Origin of the sequence: Lactococcus fujiensis JCM 16395, assembly GCF_002441655.1 — a bacterium.
GTDB lineage: Bacteria > Bacillota > Bacilli > Lactobacillales > Streptococcaceae > Lactococcus > Lactococcus fujiensis.
Genome location: NZ_JXJU01000001.1, coordinates 307,070 through 326,733 on the forward strand (window position 1 = coordinate 307,070; position 19,664 = coordinate 326,733).

18 protein-coding genes and 1 riboswitch are annotated in these 19,664 nt (G+C 38.1%); of the genes, 17 read left to right on the top strand and 1 reads right to left on the bottom strand.

Annotation, left to right across the window (positions count from 1 at the left end; translation table 11 throughout):
* Positions 1-143: 143 nt before the first annotated feature.
* Positions 144-1,319 carry an NADH-dependent flavin oxidoreductase gene (locus tag RT41_RS01435; protein ID WP_096816953.1) on the bottom strand — a complete coding sequence of 392 codons (1,176 nt, stop codon included), beginning with the start codon at positions 1,317-1,319 and terminating at the stop codon, positions 144-146.
* 317 nt (positions 1,320-1,636) lie between these two features.
* Between RT41_RS01435 and RT41_RS01440 the strand changes: the two genes are divergently transcribed.
* From RT41_RS01440 to dapA, 17 genes are all read left to right on the top strand, one after another.
* On the top strand, positions 1,637-1,840 hold the full coding sequence (locus tag RT41_RS01440) for a DUF2969 family protein (protein WP_096816954.1): 204 nt from the start codon (positions 1,637-1,639) through the stop codon (positions 1,838-1,840).
* 264 nt (positions 1,841-2,104) lie between these two features.
* Positions 2,105-2,791: a type I 3-dehydroquinate dehydratase gene (gene aroD / locus RT41_RS01445; RefSeq protein ID WP_096816955.1), complete on the top strand. Its 687-nt coding sequence runs from the start codon at positions 2,105-2,107 to the stop codon at positions 2,789-2,791.
* Between the two features lie 125 nt (positions 2,792-2,916).
* A complete protein-coding gene (gene purB, locus RT41_RS01450; protein ID WP_096816956.1) occupies positions 2,917-4,215 on the top strand; it encodes an adenylosuccinate lyase in 1,299 nt (432 codons plus the stop codon).
* Between the two features lie 169 nt (positions 4,216-4,384).
* Entirely contained in the window at positions 4,385-5,362 is a 978-nt protein-coding gene (locus RT41_RS01455; protein WP_054638906.1) for a LacI family DNA-binding transcriptional regulator, read from the top strand.
* Positions 5,363-6,268 carry a ribokinase gene (rbsK, locus tag RT41_RS01460; protein ID WP_096816957.1) on the top strand — a complete coding sequence of 302 codons (906 nt, stop codon included), beginning with the start codon at positions 5,363-5,365 and terminating at the stop codon, positions 6,266-6,268. It abuts the gene before it with no gap.
* The gene (gene rbsD / locus RT41_RS01465) at positions 6,243-6,650 is read left to right on the top strand and encodes a D-ribose pyranase (RefSeq protein ID WP_054639079.1); all 408 of its coding nucleotides are present in this window, start codon (positions 6,243-6,245) and stop codon (positions 6,648-6,650) included. Before rbsK ends, rbsD begins: the two co-directional genes overlap by 26 nt.
* On the top strand, positions 6,651-8,126 hold the full coding sequence (locus RT41_RS01470; protein WP_096816958.1) for a sugar ABC transporter ATP-binding protein: 1,476 nt from the start codon (positions 6,651-6,653) through the stop codon (positions 8,124-8,126).
* A 31-nt stretch (positions 8,127-8,157) separates the two neighbouring features.
* Positions 8,158-9,081, top strand: a complete 924-nt coding sequence (locus tag RT41_RS01475; protein ID WP_054638905.1) for an ABC transporter permease subunit — start codon at positions 8,158-8,160, stop codon at positions 9,079-9,081.
* A 10-nt stretch (positions 9,082-9,091) separates the two neighbouring features.
* The gene (locus RT41_RS01480) at positions 9,092-10,066 is read left to right on the top strand and encodes a substrate-binding domain-containing protein (RefSeq protein WP_096816960.1); all 975 of its coding nucleotides are present in this window, start codon (positions 9,092-9,094) and stop codon (positions 10,064-10,066) included.
* A 220-nt stretch (positions 10,067-10,286) separates the two neighbouring features.
* Positions 10,287-12,281: a BglG family transcription antiterminator gene (locus RT41_RS01485; protein WP_096816961.1), complete on the top strand. Its 1,995-nt coding sequence runs from the start codon at positions 10,287-10,289 to the stop codon at positions 12,279-12,281.
* Positions 12,278-12,577 (top strand): PTS sugar transporter subunit IIB, encoded by a 300-nt coding sequence (locus tag RT41_RS01490; RefSeq protein WP_096816962.1) that lies wholly within the window; start codon positions 12,278-12,280, stop codon positions 12,575-12,577. The genes RT41_RS01485 and RT41_RS01490 overlap by 4 nt, the downstream gene beginning before the upstream one ends.
* A 45-nt stretch (positions 12,578-12,622) precedes the next feature.
* Positions 12,623-13,996 (top strand): PTS ascorbate transporter subunit IIC, encoded by a 1,374-nt coding sequence (locus RT41_RS01495; protein ID WP_096816963.1) that lies wholly within the window; start codon positions 12,623-12,625, stop codon positions 13,994-13,996.
* 169 nt (positions 13,997-14,165) lie between these two features.
* The gene (gene tkt, locus RT41_RS01500) at positions 14,166-16,142 is read left to right on the top strand and encodes a transketolase (RefSeq protein WP_096816964.1); all 1,977 of its coding nucleotides are present in this window, start codon (positions 14,166-14,168) and stop codon (positions 16,140-16,142) included.
* 72 nt (positions 16,143-16,214) lie between these two features.
* Positions 16,215-16,565: a DUF2200 family protein gene (locus RT41_RS01505; RefSeq protein WP_096816965.1), complete on the top strand. Its 351-nt coding sequence runs from the start codon at positions 16,215-16,217 to the stop codon at positions 16,563-16,565.
* A 260-nt stretch (positions 16,566-16,825) separates the two neighbouring features.
* A riboswitch (Lysine riboswitch) is annotated at positions 16,826-16,994 on the top strand.
* A gap of 58 nt (positions 16,995-17,052) precedes the next feature.
* A complete protein-coding gene (locus tag RT41_RS01510; protein WP_096816966.1) occupies positions 17,053-18,132 on the top strand; it encodes an aspartate-semialdehyde dehydrogenase in 1,080 nt (359 codons plus the stop codon).
* A gap of 8 nt (positions 18,133-18,140) precedes the next feature.
* Positions 18,141-18,680 carry an NUDIX hydrolase gene (locus RT41_RS01515; RefSeq protein WP_245811556.1) on the top strand — a complete coding sequence of 180 codons (540 nt, stop codon included), beginning with the start codon at positions 18,141-18,143 and terminating at the stop codon, positions 18,678-18,680.
* A complete protein-coding gene (dapA, locus tag RT41_RS01520; RefSeq protein WP_054638900.1) occupies positions 18,677-19,558 on the top strand; it encodes a 4-hydroxy-tetrahydrodipicolinate synthase in 882 nt (293 codons plus the stop codon). Before RT41_RS01515 ends, dapA begins: the two co-directional genes overlap by 4 nt.
* Positions 19,559-19,664 lie beyond the last annotated feature (106 nt).

A 19,664-nucleotide genomic window follows, 5' to 3' on the forward strand; every position in this document is an offset into this window, starting at 1 on the left:
TATTTTATATTAACAGTATATCATATTTGTAAATAATAACATTATTCATTTTTTCTCAAAGTCATTTTTTTGACGGCAGATGACCTTTATATTTTCGAATAATTTTTCAAAATACGACAAATAAAAAAGCCTTAGGCTTTTTATTATTGATCATATTTCCCCGTATGAAGTGAACGTATTGAATTTGCACCAGGTAAAGGTGGTAAACCAATTGAATCGTCACGACTGAATGCCTCAAGTAGGCCATCAGTTAATTGTGAATAAGGAACAGATTCAGGGCTAATTTCATGCAAAATTTCTCGGCCACGACCTTCGACTATTTTCTTTCCAAATTGTGGTTCAATCAAAGTTCCTCGGGCGATAGCTATTAAATCAGCGTAATTTTCGACCGCATCTTTAGCTGCAGATTCATCAAAAACTCCACCTACAATAATCAATTTTGTTTGTTCATCTAATACAGTTTTGAATAATTCAGCATAGGATTGGTTTGATTTTTCCGGTTTAGAATTGTAACCCGCCCATAAAGATAGATGTAAATAATCCAGTTCGTATGGAATGATCTTTTTTACGAAAGCAATTGAATCATGGTAATTGTAACCTTCCCCATGAGTATGTAATTCCTCAGGGCTAAGCCGGTAACCCAGAATAAAATCTTCAGGAGCATTTGCTTTAATGACCTTCTTAACTTCTTGTATGACAGCTAAGGGAAAATGCATTCTTTTTTCAAGGCTTCCACCCCAATAGTCCATACGTTTATTCGTGGATTTGGAGAAGAATTGTTGTAAAAGATAATGATTTGCACCATGAATTTCAACACCATCGAATCCAGCATCAATTGCTCTTTTAGTCGCCCGACCAAAATCCAAAATTATGGCCTCAATTTCATCAGATGACATTTCACGGACTGGAAATTTTGAAAAAGACAGCGGAAGTGGGCTGGGCGATAAAACAGCCTTTCCGTCAAGATAACGTCCATTTGCGCGTCGTCCGCCATGGTGAATTTGTAAAATTGCTTTATGTCCCTTGGATTTCAAGGCCTTTGCAACTTGTTTTAATCCCTCTAAATGTTTATCCGAATAAGCCCCAAGCTGTTCTGGATAATTTGGGACGTATGAAGGCCCACCATTTTCACTGACGTAATGGAATTCTGTAATCAGCAGTCCCCCTGCTTCGGAACGTGCAGAATAATAACGGATGGTATCTTCTGAAACAAATCCACCTTTTAGCCCGGATTGGCTCTGCATTGGGGACAAGACGATACGATTCGTCAAAGTTGCACCATGTCTCAGTCTCACTTGATCATTTAACTTATTTGTCATCTTTCAACCTCATTTATTGCTCTGTCTTGAATGCTGTGCGAACACCGATATGAACTCTATTATACCCTAAATTTAGGTGGATTGAGGAATTTAATTTTCGCACAGTCTCTCAAAAAAGGATTTATTTTTTATTTTTACATAGATGGAAATTCTTTAGTGATAGGAATGAACGGATGGGGACAAATTTCAAGTATTCAATAGAAAAAGTGCAAATTTTTATTTAAAATGGTAAAATAGGGAATTGAGATTTGTTTTTTTTTTAATTGATGCAGTAACGAAAAACAGATTGTAAAATTTTGATAATGGAGAACAATAGGATGTCTAAGAAAAAAGATACTGAAATCGAAATCGTAGATACGGCAAGTGGAGCCGAAGTTAAAGTAGGCAAAAAAATTGTCGCTGAAATTAAAGAAGAATTTGGAACTTTCGTAGTGGTCGTTTCTGGTAAGGAAGTGGCAGTGGTTCGCACTTTTGAAGATGCTTTGGAAGAAGCAATTAAAGCCTACAATTTGACTGTCTGAGTTGCGGAAAGATTGATTTTGACTCCGATTCGATGAAAAGATTCAAATTAGGAAATCAGATAATTAATATGGATAGAATCGAATCTTTAACAGGTGATGATAAGTCGATTAGACCCCTTTATTTCTTCGTTGAATTAAGAATTATAAAAAGCACGAAAGTGCTTTTTTGTTTTCTGATATAAATTGTGCCTCCTAATAAAGTGTGTTAAAATGGATTAAAGAACTCATTATTATATGAAAAAATAAGATAGAAAGGTGTACAGAATGCGAAAAACCAAAATCGTTGTTCCAATTATGCCTCATACGTTAGAGGAACTTGAATCTCTTGATCCCGATCTATTTGCAAAGACGGATTTGATTGAATGGCGTGTTGATTATATGAAAAAAAGTCAAATCGAGGTTGCAGCTGACTTGATCAAGAAAAAATTCTGTTCATTTCCTCTTTTATTTACTGTAAGAACTGCTAATGAAGGTGGGTTTTTAGTAACTACTTATGAAGATTATCAAAATTTGATTTTAAAATTATTGTCATATAATCCTGATTATATTGATATCGAATATTTTTCATTTCCACATATTTTGGAACATTTATCGAGTGTGAAAGAAAAAGTTGTCCTATCTTATCACAATTTTAAAGAAATGCCTGATGATTTAACGCAACGTCTTGTTTTGATGAATGAAGAAAATACGGCTTTTGTTAAAGCAGCAGTCATGCCACAATCTGAATGTGATGTACTGGATTTACTCCAAATTACCAGAGATTTGACACTAGAATATGGGGCCCATTTTATAACGATGGGGATGGGCGATTTAGGAAAAATAAGTCGTATATCAGGATATCTTACAGGATCTTGTTGGACATTTGCATCAGTTGGTGAAGAGAGTGCACCGGGACAAATTGATTTAGATAATCTGGCACGGTTGCTTGAACTTTTTGAAACATCGAAATAATTGTTCGGTCATATCGAATGAAAAATTGTTTTTTCGACTACTTTTTATTTATTGCCGAATATCTCGAAGATGAAATGATATAATAGATAGAGACTTTTTTATTTAGAAAAAATTGGAGACTGAAATTGGTAATTAATCGTTACTCACGACCAGAGATGGCTGAAATTTGGACGGAAGAAAATAAATATAAAGCTTGGCTGGAAGTTGAAATTTTAGCCGACGAGGCATGGGCCGAATTGGGTGAAATTCCAGCCGAAGATGTTGCTAAGATTAGAGCGAACGCAACATTCGATATTGATCGGATTCTTGAGATAGAAAAAGAGACACGTCATGATGTGGTTGCTTTCACACGTGCTGTTTCGGAATCCTTGGGTGATGAGCGTAAATGGGTTCACTATGGTTTGACCTCGACGGATGTCGTTGATACGGCATATGGTTACCTCTACAAGCAAGCCAATGATATTTTGCGTCAAGACTTGAAAAATTTTACTGAGATTATTAAAAACAAAGCGATTGAACACAAGTATACAGTCATGATGGGGCGGACCCATGGTGTTCATGCGGAACCTACAACATTTGGTTTAAAACTTGCGACTTGGTATTCAGAAATGAAACGAAACATTGAACGTTTTGAACACGCGGCTAAAGCAGTTGAAGCAGGAAAAATTTCAGGTGCTGTGGGTACATTTGCAAATATCCCTCCTTTTGTTGAAGAATATGTGACAAAAAAATTAGGTACGCGAGCACAAGAAATATCAACTCAAATTTTGCCACGTGACTTACATGCTGAATATTTCACAACAATGGCCTTGATTTCGACATCGATTGAACGGATGGCGACAGAAATCCGAGGGTTACAAAAATCTGAACAAAGAGAAGTAGAAGAATTTTTTGCGAAAGGTCAAAAAGGTTCATCTGCAATGCCTCATAAACGAAATCCAATTGGTTCTGAAAATATCACGGGGATTTCACGGGTGATTCGCGGACATGCTTTAACGGCGATGGAAGATGTTGCTTTGTGGCACGAACGCGATATTTCTCACTCGTCAGCTGAACGGATTATTGCACCAGACACAACAGAACTACTCGATTATCAGCTAAATCGTTTTGGTCGTATCGTCAAGAATTTAACGGTTTTCCCCGACAATATGAAGCGCAATATGGATGCAACTTTTGGGTTAATATACAGCCAGCATGTAATGTTAATGTTGATAGAAAAAGGAATGGCACGTGAAGCTGCTTATGATTTAGTTCAACCACTAACCGCGAAATCTTGGGATGAGCAAATAATGTTCCGTCCGCTTGTTGAAGCAAATGAAAAAATCAGAGCATATTTAACACTAGAAGACATTGAAAAGGCATTTGACTATCGTTACCATTTAAAACGGGTTGACGTGATCTTTAAACGCGTAGGATTAGAATAATATTATAAAAGTAATAGTTTTTGGAACTATTACTTTTTTGTATATTAATTGAAAACTAAAAGTAATGTAAACGCTTGATTTTTCTATTGACAACGATTGAAAATATCTGTAAAATATGAGTTAAGAATTATGAGAACGTTCCCATAATGAGAAATAAACAGGAGATGGCATGGTAACGATAAAAAAAGTAGCAGAGGAGGCAGGCGTATCCAAATCGACAGTCTCTAGATACATCGCAGGGAACGGTTATGTCGGGCAAGACGCGCAGGTGAAAATCAAGGCGGCAATCACCAAATTAAACTTTATCCCAAATTTATCGGCACGTTCATTGAAAACGAAGCGGAGTCAATTGGTAGGTCTCTTACTTCCTGATATCTCGAATCCATTCTTTCCAAGACTAGCAAAAGGAGTGGAAGAATTTCTTCAAGAAAAAGGGTATCGCGTTATGCTTGGGAATGTCGGCGAAAATGCAGAATTAGAAGAAGAATATCTCCGTGTTTTAGTTCAATTGAACGCTGCTGGTGTCATTTCGGTTCATGATTTTTCTAAGAAATTTCCAGACTTTGAATTACCACAGGTTATTGTTGACCGGGTTGGGCACAACGCAGACTATGGTGTATTTTCGGATAACGAAGCTGGAGGCCGATTAGCAGCTGAGGTGGTGACCGATGCGGGCGCAAAAAATGTGGCAGTTATCAGTGGTCCTACGACAGCAATAAACATTAACAATCGTTTTAAGGCAAGCTGTGATTACTTACTTGAACACCGTGTAAATTTTCGAACATTTTATAGTGAAACTTACCAGTTTGAAGAAATACAAAAGGAAGCGAAAGAAGTCTTGGACAATTTTCGTGATTTAGACACCATCATTACACCTTCCGATATTCACGGTCTGGCTTACTTACGTGAATTATTGGATCGGGGCATTAAAGTACCTGATCAGGTTCAGCTGATCGGTTATGACGATATTTTAATTGGACGTTTTGCATACCCAGCTTTGTCAACAATTCATCAGAATGCATATGAAATGGGAGCAGAAGCGGCACAATTGATTTACAAAATTGATCGCGGCCAAGTGATATCGGAAAAACAAATTGAACTTCCAGTCTCTTATGTTGAACGAGAAACAATTAGAAAGAAGAAATAAATGAAAAAAATTACAGTCGTTGGTTCAATATCAATGGATTTAGTAACCACCACAAATCGTGTCCCCAACTCAGGAGAAACTGTTTTTGGTGAACAGTTTGCTATGGTACCTGGTGGGAAGGGTGCCAATCAGGCAGTAGCGATGGCTCGTCTTGTTCCAGATTTAATTGAGATGATTGGTGCAGTTGGAGCGGATAGTTTTGGAGAAGAAATTCGCAAAAATTTTACTCACAATCATGTTTTGATCGAACATGTGGGAACGGTACCACAAACCACAGGAATTGCACAAATCACCCTTTTCGATGAGGACAATCGCATCATCATCATTCCTGGAGCGAATGATGCGGTCAGTTCAGAAAGATTTGACTCAGAATGGGATGTCATCGCTGACAGTGCCCTTGTTGTCTTGCAAAATGAAATACCTCACCAGACTAATTTGGCGGTTGCTCAATATGCAAAAGAAAATGGAGTCAAGGTGCTATATAACCCAGCACCTGCACGCCCAACAGACATGGAAATGATTGAATATGTCGATTATTTTACGCCAAATGAACACGAATGTTCAGAACTATTCCCCGATGCCACTTTGGAAGAAACATTGACAAAATACCCCAATAAACTTTTAGTCACTCTTGGTGTTAAAGGAGTTACATTCCATGATGGAAAAGCAATACAATTGATTCCAGCGATTAAAGCAAAAGTAGCTGATACGACGGGAGCGGGAGATACTTGGAATGGGGCCTTTGCAATCGGAATAACGCAAGGTTTATCCATTAAAGAGGCAACAAAATTTGCCATTCTAGCCTCTCATTTATCTGTGCAAAAGTTTGGTGCACAAGGTGGAATGCCAACTTTATCTGAAATGAAAGGTCATGAAAAATATGAAAAAACATGGAATATTAAATAGCAATTTGGCAAAATTAGCCGACGATTTAGGTCATACCGATCAAGTTTGTATTGGTGATTTAGGACTGCCTGTCCCTGCTGGAGTTAATAAGATCGACTTAGCATTACGCAGAGGGCTCCCAACATTTCAGGATGTTTTGAAAGAGTATCTTGAACACATCTTGGTTGAAAAGATTTTTCTAGCTGAAGAAATTAAGGAACAAAACCCAGAACAATTGGCTTCCATTCTATCCCTCATTTCAAAAGAATCGCAAGAAATCGAAATTGAATTTGTCAGTCATGAGATGCTCAAAAAACAGAATCAGAATGTGAAAGCAGTGATTCGAACGGGAGAAGATACACCATACAGCAACATCATTTTACAATCGGGGGTGGTGATATAAATGAAAATTGAAATGAAAGAAATTTCAAAGTCATTCGGAACCAATAAAGTATTGGAATCCATCGATTTGACGATTGAATCTGGTCAAGTCCACGCTCTCATGGGCGAAAATGGGGCAGGGAAATCAACCCTGATGAATTTGTTAACTGGTCTATATCAAGTCAGCTCAGGAACAATTTTGATTGATGGGCGTGAAACAAAATTTAATAATCCTCAGGAGGCAGAACAGTTTGGAATCAGTTTTATTCACCAAGAAATGAATACCTGGAAAGACATGACTGTTTTAGAGAATTTATTTTTAGGACGTGAAATTAAAAATAAATTTGGTTTGCTGGATAACAAAACCATGCAAGCAAAAGCATCGGATGCCTTTAAAAAATTGGACGTCAACATTCCATTGAATGCGGAAATTGGTAGTTTGTCTGTTGGCCAACAACAAATGGTCGAGATTGCGAAATCATTTTTGTCAGATGTAAAAATTTTGATTATGGACGAACCTACAGCAGCCCTAACTGACCATGAAGTTAAGAATTTATTTAAGGTCATTAACGGATTGAAAGAAAAAGGTGTCGGAATTATTTATATTTCACATCGAATGGAAGAAATATTCAAAATCTGTGATTTAATAACTGTCATGCGTGACGGATTAGTCATTGATACAAAAGCAACAGAAGACACAAATGTTGATGAGCTCGTTCGAAAAATGGTTGGTCGGGAAATCACGGACTATTATCCTGAAAAACAGGCGATCATTCGTGAAGTTGTTTTCAAAGCAAACAACCTTTCTGGTGAACGATTTAAAAATGTTTCATTTGAGGTGAAATCAGGCGAAATTTTAGGATTTGCAGGCTTAATGGGTGCGGGTAGAACAGAAGTCATGCGCGCGATTTTTGGAATCGACAAACTTACATCAGGGACTATTGAAGTCAATGGAAAAAAATTAACCATTCATTCACCTGCAGATGCGATTCATGAGGGGATTGGTTTTCTTACAGAAGATAGAAAAGAGGAAGGATTGATTCTTGATTTTTCAATCAAAGATAATATTACCCTTCCAAGTACGAAAGATTTTATTCATAATGGATTTTTTGATGATAAAATTGCCGCCGAATTTGTCAACCAGTTATATGAACGTTTAAATGTAAAAGCGACAAGTAGCGAACAAGCTGTCGGTGATTTGTCAGGCGGAAATCAACAAAAAGTTGTGCTCGCTAAATGGATTGGGATTGCTCCCAAAGTTTTAATTTTGGATGAACCGACACGTGGTGTCGATGTTGGTGCCAAACGTGAAATTTATCAACTCATGAACGAATTGGCAGAACGCGGTGTTCCTATTGTTATGGTCTCATCAGATTTACCTGAAGTACTAGGTATTTCGGATCGCATCGTGGTCATGCATGAAGGAAAAGTGACCGGAATTGTAGACAAAGCTGATGCAAGTCAAGAAAAAATAATGCAACTCGCAACAGTTGATTAAGGAGAAAAATGTGAAAGCTATAACAAAAAAAATGGGCAATCTGACAACGTTGCTTGCCCTCATTGTCTTGATGATTGTCATTACACTGATCAATCCTAATTTTATGACGGGTAACAATTTACTCAACCTCCTGTTACAAGTAACGGCTAATGGGTTCATTGCATTCGGGATGACCTTTGTCATTTTGACATCAGGAATCGACTTATCAGTCGGAGCGATTTTAGCCCTCTCAAGTGCTTTATCAGCTGGAATGATTGCTCAAGGAATGCCGTTACCACTTGCAGTATTAATGGCAGTAATTATCGGAGCGATTTTAGGCGCAATTAATGGGACTCTGGTTGCATACGGTAAATTAGCACCTTTCATTGTAACATTAGCCACATCAATGATTTTCCGTGGTGCAACGCTAGTCTTTACAAACGGGAATCCAATTACAAAGGGGCTTGATGGTTATTTCTTAGCTTACATCGGACAAGGTTACTTGCTTGGTATTCCATTCCCCGTTATCTTAATGCTTATCGTCTTCGCAATTTTGTGGGTGTTGCTTCACAGAACAGCATTTGGTAAATCGGTCTATGCACTCGGTGGAAATGAAAAAGCGGCTTATATTTCTGGAATTAAATTAAATAAAGTTAAAATTTTGATATATACATTGTCTGGAGCGATGTCCGCCATTTCTGGTCTGATTATTACATCTCGACTTTCATCTGCTACGCCTCAAGCAGGCTCAGGATATGAAATGTATGCTATTGCTGCTGTTGTCCTCGGTGGAACATCCTTGATGGGTGGTAAAGGGCGTATGTTTGGTACAATGATTGGTGTTTTGATCATTGGTGTACTCAATAATGGACTTAATATTATTGGTGTATCAGCTTTCTGGCAACAAGTCATTCAAGGGATTGTCATTCTCATTGCTGTCCTGATTGATGTCGTAAGAAGTAAAAAGAAAGCATAAGGAGATCGTCATGAAACTATTTAAAAAGATCATTTTAGGTACAGTCAGCGTGTTTGCACTTTCAAGCCTAGCAGCTTGTAGTTTTTACACGGGTATTCCAGGTCGTGATGGAAATTCTGAAACGACTACTGTCACTCACAAAAAACCAAATGAATTGAAACTGGGTATCTCAATTTCAACGACTAATAATCCATATTTTGTCTCGATGGATGATGCCATTCAAAAAGTGGCACAAAAGAACAATACAAAAATTACGGTGTCAGATGCCCAAAATGACTCAGCAACACAACTCAATGATATTCAAAACTTCATAAGTCAAGGTGTTGACGCAATATTAATCAATCCAGTGGATTCGGATGCAGTTATTCCAGCAATTAAAGCGGCTAATAATGCACATATTCCAGTCATTGCGATGGACCGTGGCTCAAATGGTGGAACTGTTTTGACGACAGTTGCTTCTGATAATGTTGCTGCAGGTAAAATGGCTGCACAAGCCATTCAAAATATAGTAGGAAAAGATGCGAAAGTATTGGAGCTATCAGGAACACCTGGGGCATCCGCTACAATTGACCGTGGTAAGGGGTTCAATACAGAAGCTAAGACACTTGGTTTAAATATTTTATCCAGCCAATCAGCTAATTTTGACCGGACAACCGGCTTGAATACAACTCAAAATATGCTTCAATCTCATTCTGGTGTCCAGGCGATATTTGCTCAAAATGACGAAATGGCTCTTGGGGCTGCTAAGGCAGTACAAGCTACTGGCCTGAAAATAGCAATCTTCGGAATTGATGGTGAAGATGAATCACACACAGCCATAAAAAATGGCACAATGACTGGCACGATTGCACAACAACCTGCAAAAATTGGTGAAATGGCAATGCAAGCTGCATTTGATTACTACCAAGGTAAGTCAGTGAAAAAAGTTATAAATTCACCAATTTATTTAGTCACAAAAGATAACGTCGATGAACACAAATGGTAATTAGGAGCCAGAATTTATTCTGGCTTTTTTAGTATTTATCTGTGTGAATAGATGAAGGCAATATTTAATAGGTATTGTCTTTTTTATAAATTATTTATAAATATAGTAGAATTGAAATGTAAGCGGTCTAGTGCTTCATAAAATAAAATGATTAAATTGTACCGAGAAAGCGTTTTATTGCTTTAAAAATAAAATATAATAAATGTGTAAGGAGAAATAAATGATTAGCTATGACCTCGATGAACTTTTTTATTCAAAAAAGCGATTTTGGAAAATAGAGATGATAACTGAGCTGACTGGGCTTAATAAAAAAGAAGTCAACACGCTTGTCAGTCAATTTAATGAACAATTGATTCGAGCAAATGAAAAATCAATTGAAGATAATCATCAAGTTATAGCCTTTCCAGAAAGTCTATCCCGATTAGAAGAAATTCGTTTTGGTATTCTAAAGCCGAAACAAGTCACAATAGAAAAAAGTGAGCGTCAGCGATTAATTTTCTTATTTATCTTTTTGGAACTCGGAAGTGTCTCAATTTCAACTTTCAAAGAAAGCCTTAATACAAGCAAGAACACGATTTTGACAGATCTTAAACAAGTACGGCAGAATTTAAAAGATACTGGAATTGAAATACTGTACCATCAGACACGAGGCTTCTATTTGGTTGGTGAGGAATGGAGGATCAGGCGCTTTGCTTATCAAGAAGTTCAGAATTTAACTGATAATTATAGCTTTTACAGTTTATCAAAAGTACTAAATAGTCAAAATCAACTTTTTATGGCTCAGAACAGTTGTCAATTAAAAAATTTGATAGGCCTGAATCACTTGAATATAGTTTACAGTCGCTTTCGTGCTTTACAATTCTATACAGGAATGATGGCTGTACGTCAGAAAGACCACTCTATTGAAGACCGATTTCCTCAGCTCGTTAAAAATTTTCAATTTGGAAGTTGTCAAATTACTGCATTGTCAGAGCGCAATAATTTAATTGCCCTTTTAATTGGTGCAAGTGATGGCATTTATGAAGATGACCAATTAGACTTCTTGTATCGTATTGCATTTCAAATTATGGAAAATGTCATGAAATTAACAGCAATGGAATTTGATGATTTCTCAAAGACTTTCGATGCCTTGTTAGCTCACCTATATCCTGCCTATTTCAGGCTCATTTATCACTTGGAAACGAGTAATCATTTGCTGACAAGAATCAGACAAGAGTATTCAGACTTATTCAATTTGATTGAAAAAGCATTGTCACCACTGACAGATTTAACTGGCCCAATCAGTCAAGAGGAACTCGGCTACTTTGTCATCCTGTTTGGTGGGGAAATCTATAAGAAAAGGCACCAACGCGCATTACAAGCGATTGTCCTTTGCGCAAATGGAATAAGTTCGAGTCTGATTATGAAAAAAAGATTATCAGAACTTTTTCCCAACATGGAATTTGTTGTAGCAACTTCAATTGCCCAACTGGATGAAATTCCGGTGCATTCTTATGATGTTATCTTCTCAACACTCCAAGTTGAAAGCAGCAAAAAAGTCTATCTCTTTTCACCATTTCCAAAAGAGGATGAAATAAGACAACTTTATAATCAAATTGTTCATGATTTTGAACTCCCCAGTCTGCCATTGTTTTCCGAAGAACAATTATTTCAGTTATTGAAGCCACTGTTAAGAGAAGATGTCAGTTTTGAGGACATCAAAAAAGTTTTGCAAAGAAAAATAAAACTCAATAAAAGAGAAGAGGAGAAAGAAAGTTTAATGTTACAAGATTTAATAAAAGGGAAAAATATTCAATTTACTGAACGTGAATTAAATTGGGAAGATGCCATTACTTTAGCAGCGCAACCCTTATTGGATTCTAATTCAATTGAACCCTCATATATCACAGCGATGATTAATCGAATTAAAGAATTTGGCCCGTTTGTTGATTTAGGGATGGGAATTGCATTGCCTCATGCTCGTCCAGAAGATGGTGTAAATAAAGTCGGAATGACATTCCTGAGATGTGAAAAACCGGTGAAATTATTGGATGACGTCGATCACGAGATAAAAATTTTCATCGTCCTCTCAGCAATTGATAACGAAGCACATTTACGAGCTTTGTCATCTCTGACCCAAATTCTTTCCAATAGAGAAGAGTTACAAAAATTATTAGATGCAACAACAATTAATGAAGTAGAACATATTTTATCTGAAAAAGGAGAAACAAAATGAAATTTGCATGCGTATGCCAATCAGGCCTCGGGACTAGCTTTATGGTTCAACTCAATCTACAATCACTTTTACAGGAAGAAGGTCTTGATGTCAATGACTTTCATTTAGATCATATGGATGTTGGTTCAGCAACTGCAGATGCTGCAGATTATTTCTTTGTGGAAGCAACATTGACCTCGGCACTTCCTAATATTCCGACTGAAAAAATTGTTCCATTGACTACGATCATAGATCGTGAAGTTGCTCGTGTAGCTTTAAATTCGGTTTTGGATCGCGAAAATATAAGTCATAATTAATTAAGGAAATATTTTTATTTATAAATATAAGGGAGAGAAATAAAGATGAACGGATTTTTAAATTTTATCGTTTCATTTGCAACAACACCAGCTTTACTTGTTGGAATTATTGCAATGCTGGGATTGATTTTACAAAAAAAGCCAGCTACTGCAGTTATTCAGGGAGGTATTAAAACATTTGCAGGCTTCTTGGTTCTTACTGGTGGAGCAGGAATTTTGGTTAATTCTTTGACACCATTTTCAGCCATGTTTCAACATGTTTTTAATGCAAAAGGAATTGTACCTTCAAATGAAGCTGTTGTGGCGTTGGCATTGGTCAAATTTGGAACACCAGCAGCATTGATTATGCTTGTCGGATTTGTTGTTAATATTATTTTAGCACGATTTACTCGGTTTAAATATATTTTCTTAACTGGACAAGCCATGCTCTATGTATCAACGATGGCAGCCGTTGTATTAGCTTCTGCGGGGCTTGGAACTTCATGGTTAACGATTTTGCTTGGTGGCATATTTGAAGGAACTTTGTTGACTATTACGCCAGCTTTGACACAACGTTACATGCGCAAAATTACAGGGAATGATGGTGTTGCAATGGGGCATACTGGAAATATGGGCTATGCGCTTTCTGGATACCTCGGAGAAAAATTTGGTAATCCTGATCCTGAAAAATCCACTGAAAAATTAAATATTCCAAAAAATCTTGGGTTTTTGCGTGATTCGACAGTATCAATATCTCTTGTTATGATGGTTGTTTATATTATTTTAGCTTTGATCGCAGGTCCAAAATTCGTTGAGGGACCAAGCTTATCAAATGGGACAAATTACATTGTTTATGCCATTACACAGGCGGGTACATTCGCTGCAGGATTTGTTGTCGTGCTTCAAGGGGTACGTATGATTTTAGCTGAAATAATTCCAGCTTTCCAAGGTATTGCTTCTAAATTGGTACCAAATTCAAAACCAGCATTAGATGTACCTATTGTATTTCCTTATGCGCCAAATGCAGTCTTAATTGGATTTTTCGTATCATTCGTGGTAGGCGTATTCTCAATGTTAGCCATGTTAGGTTTACATACAACAGTCATTATTCCAGGTGTTGTCGGAATTTTCTTCTGTGGTGGTGCTGCCGGAGTTTATGGAAATGCCTTTGGAGGTGTGCGGGGTGCTGTAATTGGTTCATTCGTCAATGGTTTGATTTTAGCGTGGGGCCCATTGTTGATTTTGCCTGCCCTTGGTTCATTTGGAGCAGGTGCTGCATCAACATTTGCAGACTCAGATTATATTGTGTCTGGCGGCATACTTGGTTTGACTGGGAAAGCAGGATCAACCGCTTTGATTGCTCTAATTTTAGGATTCTTGGTTCTCGTTTTGGTTATAAATTCGGTTCTCAATGCGCGCGATAAAGCAAAAGTGAAATAAATTAAATAGGCCAGTTGATTTCTGGCTTTTCTTGTTTAGTCGAGATAAAGAAGTGAAAAAAATTTTCATGAAAAAAGCTCAATAAAGTAAAAATTTTTAACTTTTTATTGAAAATTATAGTAAAACTTATGATATAATTGGTATAAATAAAAGATAAATGGAGAATAAGATGTTCGATACAACAGATCAATTAGCTGTCAACACGATTCGTACACTTTCAATTGATGCGGTTCAAAAAGCCAACTCAGGTCACCCAGGTTTACCTATGGGTGCTGCACCAATGGCTTACGTTTTGTGGAGTAAATTCCTTAACGTGAATCCAAAAACTGGTCGGAAATGGTCCAACCGTGACCGTTTTGTCTTATCTGCAGGACACGGTTCAGCCATGCTTTATAGTCTCTTACATTTGGCGGGCTATCATGTGACAACGGATGATTTGAAACAATTCCGTCAATGGCAGTCGAAAACACCAGGTCACCCTGAAGTGGGACACACTGACGGTGTTGAAGCAACAACCGGTCCGCTTGGTCAAGGAATCGCAAATGCGGTTGGGATGGCAATGGCCGAAGCCCATTTGGCTGCTCAATACAATAAACCAGGCTTTGATATCGTTGATCACTACACTTATGCGCTCAACGGTGACGGCGATTTGATGGAAGGCGTTTCTCAAGAAGCAGCTTCCCTTGCAGGGAAATTGAAATTGGGTAAATTGATCTTATTTTATGATTCAAATAACATCTCACTTGATGGTAATTTGGAACAATCATTCATTGATGATGTCCAAAAACGTTTTGAATCTTATGGTTGGCAACACCTTTTGGTTAAGGATGGCAACGACTTAGACGAAATTGCGGCAGCGATTGAAGTGGCTAAAAAAGATACCACTCACCCTACAATCATTGAAGTGAAAACCGTCATTGGCTTTGGTGCAACAAAACAAGGAACATCTGCGGTTCACGGTGCCCCCCTTGGCATTGAAGGAATTGAAGCAGCTAAAAAAGCCTATGGTTGGACTTACGAACCATTTCAAGTTCCAGCAGAAGTTTCAAAACGTTTCTTGGACACGCTTGTTGCCCGTGGAGAAGGATTGGAACAAGTCTGGAATGAATCATTTGTGGCTTACGCTGAACAGTATCCCGAATTAGCGGAACAGTACGTTAAAGCCTTTGCCAACGAAAGTCCAGAACTTGAATTGACGAAGCACGCAGAAGGAGAATCGAAAGCCTCACGGGTCACTTCTCAAGAAGCCATCCAAGAATTGTCAGCTCAAATGCCTAATTTCTGGGGCGGTTCAGCGGACTTATCTGCTTCAAATAACACGATGGCTAAAGCAGAACATGATTTCATGCCAGAAAATTATGCAGGACGTAATATTTGGTTTGGTGTCCGTGAGTTCGCGATGGGTGCAACCATGAACGGAATTGCTTTACATGGTGGAACACGTGTTTATGGAGGCACATTCTTTGTCTTTTCAAACTATATGTTACCAGCAGTCCGAATGGCTGCTTTGCAAAGTTTACCAGTGACTTATGTTTGGACGCACGATTCAATAGCGGTTGGTGAAGATGGGCCTACTCATGAACCAGTAGAACAACTGGCCAGCGTTCGTTCAATGCCAAACTTGGATGTCATTCGACCAGCAGATGGCAATGAAGTTGTTGCAGCATGGCGTCGCGCGGCCACAAGCCAAACCCGTCCAACGGCATTAATTTTGACACGTCAAAACTTACCAGTTCTTGAAGGAACAGCGGAATTAGCAGAAGAAGGTTTGAATCGTGGCGCATACATTCTTTCCAAAGAAGAAGGCCCACTGGAAGGCATTTTGATCGCGACAGGATCAGAAGTGGCATTGGCCATTGAAGCGAAGCAGGTGCTTGGTAAAGGGATTCGTGTCGTATCCATGCCTTCAATGAATATTTTTGATGAACAATCAGCAGAATACCGCGAAGAAATACTCCCACGTTCAGTTCGCAAACGTGTGGCAATCGAGGCAGGAACAAGCTACGGATGGGGCAAATACGTAGGACTAGATGGAGCAACGATAACCGTTGATACCTGGGGTGCGTCAGCTCCAGCAGGAATTGTTTTACCAGCCTACGGTTTCACAGCAGCCCACTTGGTGGAAGTTTATCAAGGTCTGAAGTAATTGACATATCGTAAAAGAATTTGACTTTTGTCAAATTCTTTTTAGTCTGAGCCTTAAAAAGAGAAAAGCATCATGGAAAAAGCATTAGAACGAATTTATAAAATGAAATTTGAGTCTGTCTATCCGCTATATGTGGCAAAAGTTGAACGTAAGGGACGGACATTAGTAGAACTCAATGAAGTTTTGTCATGGCTGACAGGATTTGAAAACCCCAATGAAGTGAAAGGGGAATTTGGAAAATTATTAAGCACAATAGAATTTCATCCCGAGGCAAAATTAATTACTGGTGTTGTTTGTGGGGTTCGTGTCGAAAACATTGAAGACCCCATTTTGAAGAAAGTTCGTCTGATGGACAAAATCGTTGATGAGTTGGCAAAAGGCAAATCGATTGAAAAAATAAAAAGAAAGCAAAATTGCGGTTAAACAAAAATTGTGATAGAATAAACTATGCGATGAGTCGATCATTCTGCTTTCGAGTAGAATTTCGAGCAGGGAACGCTGGACTGTTGGGTCAGTCGCACAGGAAGTGTGAGCGTTTGTCAAAATGTGTGAACCTTTTTGACACAAATTTATTTGCCCAAAACCCTCTGTCAGTACTGACAGAGGGTTTTTTATAACTATTATTAAAATGGGACAATGATTGAATTTTGTCTATAAAAGAAGTATAATTAAGAAAATTAAAATAATAAATTAGAGGTTGCAAAAATTAAGAAGTCAAGTCGAGTGGTGAGCACGAAGAAACTTGAGGGCGGAATTTTTTGCCGAAAGTCAAAAATTCACAGCTTTTGACTTGGGACGTGTGGTTAAATCCCTCGGACTGTCTTGGGTTATCCAAGTTGCGCTAATGTATAAATAAATTATGCAGCGTCCTCTATTTTTGGGCGTTTTTTCGTCCAAGAAAGGATCTAAAATGAAATCTTACAATGTTGCCGTCGTAGGGGCTACGGGGGCAGTAGGAACACGAATGCTTGAACAATTAACGGACACGACACTGCCCATTGCTTCTGTCAAAGCCTTGGCTAGTGCACGTTCAGCTGGAAAAAAAGTAAAATTTGGGAACCAAGAACTTATCATTGAAGAATTAACTGAAAATTCATTTGAGGGGATTGATGTTGCTTTATTTTCAGCAGGTGGTTCTGTTTCGGCAAAATTTGCTCCTTATGCTGTTAAAGCTGGAGCTGTTGTCGTTGACAATACAAGTTATTTTAGGCAAAATCCTAACGTGCCCCTTGTTGTACCTGAGGTAAATCCACAGGCCCTCGATGAACACAATGGTATAATTGCCTGTCCAAATTGTTCAACGATACAAATGATGATTGCTCTTGAACCTATTCGTCGAGTTTACGGACTAAATCGAATCATCGTATCAACTTATCAAGCCATTGGTGGAGCCGGTGCACGAGCCATGGAAGAGGCAGAAAATCAGTACCGTTCAATTTTAAATGAGTGTGTCGCTCCAACAGAGGTCGAAGCTCATATTTTACCTGCAGGTGGGGATAAAAAACATTACCCGATTGCTTACAATGCGTTACCACAAATTGACGTCTTTACTGACAATGATTATACATATGAAGAAATGAAAATGACCATGGAAACCAAAAAAATCATGGAGGACGATTCAATTGCGGTTTCAGCGACCTGCGTCCGTATTCCAGTACTGGTTGGCCATAGTGAATCCATTTATATTGAGACAAAAAAAGAACCCAACATATCTGATATTAAACGCTTGATTGCTGAATTTCCAGGTGCTGTTCTTGAAGATGATGTGGCCCATCAAATCTATCCGCAAGCAATCAATGCCGTCGGGAAAAGAGAAACATTTGTCGGTCGGATAAGAAAAGATTTAGATGCTCCATTTGGAATTCATCTGTGGTGTGTCTCTGATAATTTGCTTAAAGGAGCTGCTTGGAATTCTGTTCAAATTGCTGAAACATTGCATCAACGAGGCCTAATCCACCCAGTTGAGCAAATGAAATTTGAACTGAAATAAATTGAATCTTGACTAAGTCGATCCTTTCAATTTACAATAATCAATATCAATTTGTCAGTAATGAGAGGGGAGCAAAATTGAGTTACATCAGTGAAATCAGAAAGAAAATCGGGCATGACCTCTTGATTTACTTGGGTGCAGGAGTCATTGTCTATCAGGATAATAAAATATTGTTGCAATTAAGACAAGATAACCAGACTTGGGCGCTCCATGCTGGGGGAATTGAAATAGGAGAAGAAATAGAAGAAACGGCTCGACGTGAGCTTTTTGAAGAAACGGGATTGATTGCTGAACAGTTGGATTTTTTTGGTTTTTACTCAGGAAAAGATCGATTTATGACTTATCCTAATGGGGATCAAATCTATATGCCTAATGCATTTTATCTGTGCAGTAAATTCTCTGGTCAACTGATGCCACAAGAAGCAGAAGTCAATCAACTCAGATGGTTTTCTCTGGACCAATTACCCCAAAATATACATCAACCTAACCAACGAGTGATTAGCGATTTCGTTAATTTCACTTTACAAAATAAAAAGGAGATGATATGAGTTTAGAACAATTGAAGAAGGCTGAAATAATAACGGCCTTGGTCACACCATTCAACGAAGATGGCTCAGTTAATTTCGATGCGTACAGTAAATTAATTGAAGATTTATTAAGTCAGCACACAGATGCCTTTATTTTGGCTGGAACAACGGCAGAAAGTCCAACATTGACCCACGACGAAGAATTAGCAATATTTGAAAAGGTCAACCAAATTGTGAAAGGTCGCGTGCCTCTAATCGCCGGCGTTGGAACAAATGATACACGAGATTCCATTGCCTTTACAAAAGAAGTGGCAGAGCTTGGATATATAGATGCTGGCTTAGCGGTAACACCTTATTATAATAAACCGTCACAAGAAGGAATTTATCAACACTTTAAAGCAATTTCCGAAGCCTCAGATTTACCCATTATTTTATATAACATTCCAGGTCGTGTCATCCAAGAAATTGAATTACAAACGATATTAAGACTTGCTAAATTACGAAATGTAATTGGCATTAAAGATTGCACAGGTGTTGAGCAACTGGCATATTTAATTGATCAGGCCCCTAAAGACTTTTTGATTTATACAGGTGAAGATGCCCTTGCGTTTCACGCAAAAGCTTTGGGGGCAAATGGGGTTGTCTCAGTTGCCAGTCACGTATTGGGTCAACAAATCTATGAAATGTTTGATGAATTAGAAAACGGGACGATCGCAAGGGCTTCAGCAATGCAGCGGTTGATTTTGCCTAAAATCAATGCGCTATTCTCATTACCCAACCCAGCAGCTCTAAAAGTCATTCTAAATGAGCGTGGATATGCAGTTGGTGGCGTTCGACTTCCATTAGTAGATGCAACAACTGATGAGGCCAAAAAAATTAAAGCAGCTCTGGCAAAGTAAGAAAACAATTGAATCAGATGAGATCAAGTTTGAAACGAACAAGCTTGATTTTTTTATATATTTACGATAAAATTATAATAGGTATTCTCGGTGGGGCTTGAATATA